This window comes from Mesorhizobium sp. M7A.F.Ca.CA.002.09.1.1 (assembly GCF_003998555.1).
GTDB lineage: Bacteria > Pseudomonadota > Alphaproteobacteria > Rhizobiales > Rhizobiaceae > Mesorhizobium > Mesorhizobium ciceri.
The window spans coordinates 1-7537 of sequence record NZ_RZRR01000188.1; the positions used below are offsets into that span (position 1 = coordinate 1).

Annotated in this window: 8 protein-coding genes; 3 read left to right on the forward strand and 5 right to left on the reverse strand. The window is 63.8% G+C overall.

Going from position 1 to position 7537, the window contains the following annotated elements:
- From EN994_RS11030 to EN994_RS11045, 4 genes are all read right to left on the reverse strand, one after another.
- On the reverse strand, window positions 1–994 hold a 994-nt coding region (locus EN994_RS11030), incomplete at its 3' end, for an ABC transporter ATP-binding protein (protein WP_164745869.1).
- Between the two features lie 228 nt (window positions 995–1222).
- A complete protein-coding gene (locus tag EN994_RS11035) occupies window positions 1223–2377 on the reverse strand; it encodes an ABC transporter substrate-binding protein (RefSeq protein ID WP_063169922.1) in 1155 nt (384 codons plus the stop codon).
- Window positions 2378–2596: 219 nt separating this feature from the next.
- Window positions 2597–3508: a LysR substrate-binding domain-containing protein gene (locus EN994_RS11040; protein ID WP_013528025.1), complete on the reverse strand. Its 912-nt coding sequence runs from the start codon at window positions 3506–3508 to the stop codon at window positions 2597–2599.
- Between the two features lie 75 nt (window positions 3509–3583).
- Window positions 3584–4240: a DedA family protein gene (locus tag EN994_RS11045; RefSeq protein ID WP_081714289.1), complete on the reverse strand. Its 657-nt coding sequence runs from the start codon at window positions 4238–4240 to the stop codon at window positions 3584–3586.
- A gap of 263 nt (window positions 4241–4503) precedes the next feature.
- Here EN994_RS11045 and EN994_RS11050 point away from each other — a divergent pair, with 263 nt between their 5' ends.
- Window positions 4504–4953, forward strand: coding sequence for an Rrf2 family transcriptional regulator (locus EN994_RS11050; protein ID WP_063169921.1), 450 nt, complete (start codon window positions 4504–4506; stop codon window positions 4951–4953).
- On the forward strand, window positions 4943–5842 hold the full coding sequence (locus tag EN994_RS11055; RefSeq protein ID WP_063169920.1) for an NAD(P)/FAD-dependent oxidoreductase: 900 nt from the start codon (window positions 4943–4945) through the stop codon (window positions 5840–5842). Before EN994_RS11050 ends, EN994_RS11055 begins: the two co-directional genes overlap by 11 nt.
- On the opposite strand, the gene EN994_RS11060 is transcribed toward EN994_RS11055, so the two are convergent.
- Window positions 5839–6615: a DeoR/GlpR family DNA-binding transcription regulator gene (locus EN994_RS11060; protein ID WP_013528029.1), complete on the reverse strand. Its 777-nt coding sequence runs from the start codon at window positions 6613–6615 to the stop codon at window positions 5839–5841. The genes EN994_RS11055 and EN994_RS11060 overlap by 4 nt on opposite strands.
- Before the next feature lie 403 nt (window positions 6616–7018).
- Between EN994_RS11060 and EN994_RS11065 the strand changes: the two genes are divergently transcribed.
- On the forward strand, window positions 7019–7537 hold a 519-nt coding region (locus EN994_RS11065), incomplete at its 3' end, for a phosphotransferase (protein WP_164745870.1).

Consider the following 7537-nt stretch of genomic DNA (forward strand, 5'->3'; position numbering starts at 1 on the left):
TCAGATGCAGGTGCTCGCGGTTGAAGGTCAGCACAACCGCCTCGCCTTCTGCCGGCAAGGCGATGCCGGCCGGCACGATGGCGTGCAGCCGCAGCCCGTCGGCGTCGAGCGCCAGCTTTGTCGTGGCGCCGAGATAATTGGTCGAGATGAGGCGGGCCGATACGCCTTCACCACTTGTGACCCCCTTGGCCGCGCGGCCGACGCGAATGGATTCAGGGCGGAGACTCCCCCAGCGATGCTGGCCGGAATAGCGCTGCACGAAATCCGGCGGCAGCACATTGGAGGAGCCGACGAAATCGGCGACGAAGCGGGTCCTCGGCCGCTGGTAGATATCTTCCGGAGTGCCGATCTGCATGATCTTGCCATCGTTGAAGACGGCGACGCGGTCGGCCATCGACAGCGCTTCGCCCTGGTCGTGAGTGACGAAGACGAAGGTGATGCCGAGCGCCTTCTGCAGCGACTTCAACTCCTCCTGCATGTTCTCGCGCAATTTGAGGTCGAGCGCGCCGAGCGGCTCGTCGAGCAGCAGCACCTTTGGCTGGTTGACCAGCGCGCGGGCCAGTGCCACGCGCTGGCGCTGGCCACCGGAAAGCTGGCCGGGCCGGCGGGCGCCATAGCCGGGCAGCCGCACCAGTGACAGCGCCTCTTCCGCCGCCTTGTGCCGCTCAGCCTTGCCGACGCCCTTGACCATCAGCCCGTAGGCAACGTTGTCGAGCACGTTCAGATGCGGGAACAGCGCATAATCCTGAAACACGGTGTTGACGTTGCGGCGATAGGGCGGAACGCCCTCGGCGCGGTCGCCGAAGATCGAGATCGAGCCCGATGTCGGCTGCTCGAAGCCGGCGATGAGGCGCAGGCAAGTGGTCTTGCCGGAACCAGACGGCCCGAGCATGGCGAAGAACTCGCCCGGCGCGATGTCGAGATCGACCGCGTCGACCGCGCGCACGCTGCCGAAATGGCGCGAGGCTTTCTGGAAGGAGACGGCGGAGGTCATGGGCTGTCAGTCCGTTGCCGGTTTGATGTGTTGATGTCGCGCGACGTCCTATCTCCCCCTTGTGGGGGTGAGAAGTGATCCGCATAGCGGAGGAAAGCCAATTGCTTGGCTTTTCGAGCTTCGAACGCCTGAGCCTTGCGAAGGGCCAGGCACTGCCACGAACTGCCGAGCAGACCCCACCCAGACGCTATGCGTCGACCCTCCCCACAAGGGGGAGGGCAAGGATGCTCATCGTCCGCCGATGACGCCGATATAGTCCGACACCCAGCGATAGTAGGGCACGCACTGATCGTTCTGGGTGGCGCATTTCGACACCGGCGTCTTCCAGAACTTGATCTTGTCGAAGTTCTCGTAGCCGTTGGTCTTGCAACCCTCGTCGGTCAAAAGCTCATTGCCCTTGCAGGCGGCGGGCACGACGGGCAGTGAGCCGAACCAGGCTGAGACATCGCCCTGCACCTTCGGCGACAGCGAATGTTCCATCCACATATAGGCACAGTTGGGGTTGGCGGCGTCGGCCTCCATCATGGTGGTGTCGGCCCAACCGGTGGCGCCCTCCTCCGGGATGGTGGAAGCGACCGGCTTCTTGGCGGCGACCAGCGTGTTGACCTGATACGGCCACGAGCCGGAAGCGACGACGCCTTCGTTCTGGAAATCGTCGACCTGGATGGCGGCGTCGTGCCAATAGCGGCCAACCAGTGTGCGTTGGACGCGCAGCAATTCGAGCGCCGCCTTGTACTGGCCCTCGTTCAGTTCATAGGGATCCTTGATGCCGAGTTCCGGTTTGTGGAACATCAGATAGTTGGCCGCATCCGCAATGTGGATCGGCCCGTCATAGGCCTGGACGCGGCCCTTGTTGGACTTGCCGTCCGGCAGCTTCATTTCCTCAAAGACGATGTTCCAGCTCTTGGGAGCCTCCTTGAACACGTCGGTGTTGTACATCAGGACGTTGGGACCCCACTGGTAGGGAACGCCGTAGTGGGCGCCGCCGACGGTGAACCACGGCGCGTCCTTGAGGCGCTCGTCGACCGTCTTCCAGCTCGGGATGAGATCGGTGTTGATCGGCTGCACGCGCTTGCCGGCAACGAGGCGCAACGAGGCATCGCCCGAAGCGGTGACGAGGTCGAAGCCGCCCTCATTCATCAGCGAGACCATCTCGTCGGAGGTGTTGGCGGTCTTGACGTTGACCTTGCAGCCGGTCTCCTTCTCGAAGGAAGTCACCCAGTCATAGCCCTTGTCGGTTTCGCCGCGCTCGATGTAGCCCGGCCAGGCAACGATGTTGACCTGGCCTTCGCCCTTGCCAAGTTCCTTGACCTGGGCGACGGCCTGACCGGAAAAGGTCAGCGCGACCGTCAGAGCAGTGCATGACTTCAGGAATGAATTCATTGTCGATCTCCCATTTAGGCGCCTGACCCTGAAAGCCGGTTTCGGTCTTCGTTAGGGGTCACGCGCGGACTGAAAACTGTCAGTTCGTCCGTTGGGCTTGATGCCGCTCTGATGGCGGCTTTGGTCCCTGAACCGAAAGTGCTTTGAAAATTCCGGTTTCGCAAATTCATTTATCAGAAGGGCGATATCGGTTTTTCCGATAGATGTGCAGCCGGCGTCTCAGGGACGCTGGCGGACCGTCCGTTGCGACTGGGCAAGACCGATGAAATCGCGCGCGGCCTGCGGCAGACCGGAGCCGCGCCGCCAGACCATGCCGACCTGGACCACCGGCAAGGAGCCGGAAATATCGCGCGATTCGATGCGGTCGCCTTCCAGCGACCAGGGCCGGTAGACGAGATCGGGCAGCAGCGCCACGCCGGCACCGGTGGCGACCAGACTGCGCACGGCCTCCACGGAACGGGTGCGGAAGGCGACATGCGGCTTGGCGCCGATCGCCGTCAGCAGCTTGCCGGTATTCTCCTCGATCTCGTCGACGGTCAGCATGATCAGCGTTTCGGAGGCAATGTCGCCAATGCTGATGATGTCGGCGCCGACGAGCGGATGACCGAGCGGCAGCCACAGCCGATAGGCCGAGACTTCGAGGATTTCCGACTGCAACGCGGTGCGGTCGCGCAAATTGGAGGTGACCATGACGGCAATGTCGAGCTTGCCGCCGATCAGGAGGTGTTCGAGATAATCGCCATTGTCCTCGATGGCAGAGACCTCGACGCCGGGATAGGCACGGCGGTAGCGGGCGAGCAGATCCGACAGCACATAGCCGGCGACCAGCGAGGTGACGCCGAGCTGCAGCCGGCCGGCCGCCACCGCCTGCTCGCCGGAGAAAGAGCGACGCGCGTCGGAAACATCGGCGAGGATTTTCGTCGCATGGCGCAGGAACTGGTGACCCTTGTGGGTGATGTTGAGGCCGCGCGGGTGGCGTTCGAACAGTTCGACGCCGAGATCGCTTTCGAGTTCCTTGATCGCTTCGGTGACCGACGATTGCGAGATGGAGAGGTTCTGGGCGGCGCCCGAGACCGTGCCTTGCTCGGCAACGGCGATGAAGAACTGCAGCTGGCGGATGGTGAAAGCCATGCCCGGACTAAACACCGGCGGCCGAATGAAGGAAAGCCGACTGCAGAGCTTATCCCATGACCTGAGAGCTGGCGCTCAACCGAGCGCCAACTTGATGCGCCGCCGGCATGCGGGGCCATAGCGCAGCGCAAGCATGAATGCCGTCTCCAGAGCCACGACGATGACAATGATGCGCAGGCCCACCGTGAAGGAGTCCCGGCCGCTGCCGCGCAGCAGATAGCCGGTGGTGAGAAAGCCCGCGTTCCAGAACGTGGCGCCGAGCAGCGTCGCGGCCGCGAAGGGCAAAGCGGGCAGACAGAGTGCGCCGGCGGCGATCGGCAGGTAATTGCGCACAGTCGGGATGAACTGCGCCAGCAAGGACACCCGGACGTGATTGCGCCGATAGGCCTGGCCGAGCCTGCGGTAGGTCGCGTGACGCAGGAACACGTACTTGCCGAAACGCTCGACCAGCCTGTCGGCACGGTCAGGTCCAACCCGGCGGCCGACCGCATACCAGACAAGGCAGCCGCTGGCGGACGCAAGCGTCGTCACCATCAGCAGGATCGCCAGCGTCGAAGCATCCGGCGCCGCCGTCATGCCGAGGAACAGCAGCAGCACATGCGAGGGCGGAATTGGCAGGATCTTTTCGGTGAAGGCGAGGCAGAAAACGCCCAACAGACCGAAGCCGAGGATGGCTGCCAGCGGCCCCGTCATGCGAAGCGACATGGTGACGCCGACACCAAACGGTGCCACGGTCCATCTCTGGAGAAAAGACAAAGCATCAGGCAACCTTCATCCTGGATCCAACGCTTCGATCGGTCGGCGTGGCGTTTGCTGCAGTCAGCGTCGGACCCGAAATCCGTTGCATATGTCGGGTCCGACGCCTTGGCGCCGGCATACGAGGCGAATCGCGCACCGACTGGTTCTGTTTGCCGCGAATGGATTGCGTGGACATTGCGCCTCGGCGCGGACGAGACGTGTTTGACATCGACACCAATCGTAACTAACTAAGTTACATGAAGCGCAACAGCCGACTGTCCTCTACCCTGCACATTCTCGTCCACATGGCCGAGAAGCCCGAACAGGCGCTGACCTCCGAGCAGCTTGCCACCTTCATCCACACCAATCCGGTGGTGGTCCGCCGCACCATCGCAGGCTTGCGCGACGCCGGCATCGTCACCTCGTCGCGCGGGCACGGTGGCGGCTGGCTGCTCGGGCGGGCGCCCGAGAAAATATCCCTGGCCGAGATCAGCGTCGCCCTTGGCGAGACACTGCTGCCGTTCAGCACCGATCCGGAAAGCCCCGGCTGCCTCGTCGAGCAGGCGGTGATCGCCGTGCTCGACGATTTTCGCAACGCCGCCGAAAGGCTGCTGGCGGAGAAGCTGAGCCGCATCACGCTGGCTGACCTGACCGCCGATTTCCGCCGCCGTTTTGACCTCATTGGAGTCTCCAGCCATGCAGTATGATCTTGCCGTCGTCGGCGGCAGCTTTGCCGGCCTGTCCGCCGCCATCCAGGTGGCGCGGGCAGGACGCAAGGTGCTGGTGATCGACGCCGGCCGGCCGCGCAACCGCTTTGCCGAGCATTCGCACGGCTTCCTCGGACATGACGGGCGCGCGCCCGGCGCAATCCTGGATGACGCAAGGCGCCAACTACTGGCCTATCCGACAGCCAGGGTTGTCGACGGGCGCGCCGACAAGGCCCTTGCCGCTGGCAGCAGCGATTTCGAAATCACCACCGAGGGTGGCGAGACATTCGGCGCGGCACGGCTGGTACTGGCCACTGGGGTGCGCGATATCCTGCCGGAGGTTGCCGGGCTTGCCGAGCTCTGGGGAAAGAGCGTGCTGCACTGCCCCTATTGCCACGGCTACGAAGTTTCCGGCGGGCCGCTCGGCGTGCTCGCAACCGGTCCGATGTCCATGCATCAGGCACAGCTGATCACCGATTGGGGCGATGTCACGCTGTTCGGCAATGGCCTGTTCGAGCCTGACACAGAGCAGATGCGCGCGCTGGAGAGCCGAAAGGTGCGGTTTGAGCCCACCAGCGTTGCCGAGCTAGAGGAAGACGGCTCCGGCGGATTGATCGTCCACCTCGACGACGGCAGAAAGGCCGGCGTCAGGGCGGTGTTCACCGCTCCGCGCAATATCATGGCCAGCCCGCTGGCCGAACAGCTCGGCTGCGGCTTCACCGAAGGCCTCCTCGGCCCGGTGATATCAGTCGACGACAGGCAGCAGACGACCGTGCCCGGCGTCTACGCCGCCGGCGACGCGGCACGTTCGATGCACAACATCGCCCTTGCAGTATCGGGTGGCACCTTTGCGGGCGTCTGCGCCCACCAATCGCTGGTCTTCGGCTAGAACCCGGCTTCCGCGCCGGCGATGCTGAGCCGGGCGCCGGCCTGCGCAAGGGCGGCGGCCAGGTCGTGCGGCGGCGAGCGGTCGGTGGCGAGTTCGGAAAAGCTGTCGAAGCCGCAGACCTGGACCAGACCAAGACGGCCGAATTTCGAGTGATCGGTGATGACGAGGGACCGCTGGCCGCGCGACAGCACCATGCGGGCGAACTCGGCCTCATCCAGATCAAAATCCATGACGCCCATCACCGCGTCGACGCCCCCGGTGGAAATGATGGCGTGACTGACCGAGAAGCGACTGACAAAATCGATCGCCGAGGCGCCGAAAGCAGCACCGGAATCGCTGCGCAACTCGCCGCCGGCCATATAGACCTTGTTGCCGTTGATGGTGGCCAGCGTGCGGGCGATGTCCGAGGAATTGGTGACGACCGTCAGGCGCCGGTGGCCGAGCAGTTCACGCGCAAGGAACGAGGTCGTCGTTCCGGTGTCGAGCATGATGGATTCCCCGTCGCGGATGGTGGCGGCGACCATGCGGGCAATGACGCGCTTGGCGTCGGCGTTCTCACGCATGCGCCGCTCGAACGGCGCTTCGCCGATCATTGACGGCAGGCCGATGGCGCCATGCATCTTGAGGACAGAGCCATCACCGGTCAGCGGCTTGACGTCGCGGCGCACCGTCTCGAGCGACACGCCCAGCCGGTCGGCCAGACTGGCGATGGTGACGGTGCCCTCTTCCTGCAGGAGCCGCAGGATCTCGCCGTGTCGTTTGGACTGGGCCATCTGGTTTCCCGAACTGATGCTCTTGACCGATTCTAAGGTAATTCAATTGCTTTTAAAGGAACTACCTTATGCTTTCAGGCAAAATACCCAAAAAAAGTCACAGCTTTTTATTGACAAGCGGGAAACCCTGGCGTGAAATCAAAGACATTAACAGGCTTCAGATCTGCGACTGGGGGCAGAGCCGCAACTCAGCGATCAGGCCGTTTGGAACGTGCCTGTACAAGGAATTTTCAGATCCGCGGGGGCGGATGCCGGGCTCAAAAACCTGGCCAAGGGGCTCGTCGGTGCGGTGCGGGATACCGATCCTGGCGTCCCGCACCGACGAGATTATTTACGTTTCTCCCCGCCGTCGTTGCGCTGTTCACGGCGCCTTGTCGAAGCCCAGCAAACCAGGGATGATTCCGTGACCGCCGAAGACCGCATCCGCGCCCTGCCCTGCTGGACCGGTGGCATCGAGATCGCACCGCTGCCCGGCGGTCTGAGCAACGCGAATTATGTGGTCACGGACGCGGCGGGACGACACGTCGTGCGCTTCGGCAAGGACTATCCGTTCCACCATGTCTTTCGCGAGCGCGAGGTGATGACGGCGCGGGCGGCGCATGCCGCCGGTTTCGCGCCGGCCGTCCGCCATGCCGAACCGGGCATCATGGTCACAGAGTTTCTCGGCGCCAAGACCTATCTCGCCGAGGACGTACGCGCCAATCTTGGCCGCGTCGCAGCCCTGATGCGCGCCTTTCACCGGGAGATGCCCACTCACGTCTCCGGCGCCGGCTTCATGTTCTGGGTGTTCCATGTCATTCGCGACTATGCGCGCACGCTTGAAGAACGCGGCAGCCGCAAGCGCAGCGACCTGCCGCGCCTGCTGACGCTGGCCGACGCCCTGGAGCGCGCGCCGAAACTGCTGCCGCTCGTCTTTGGCCAC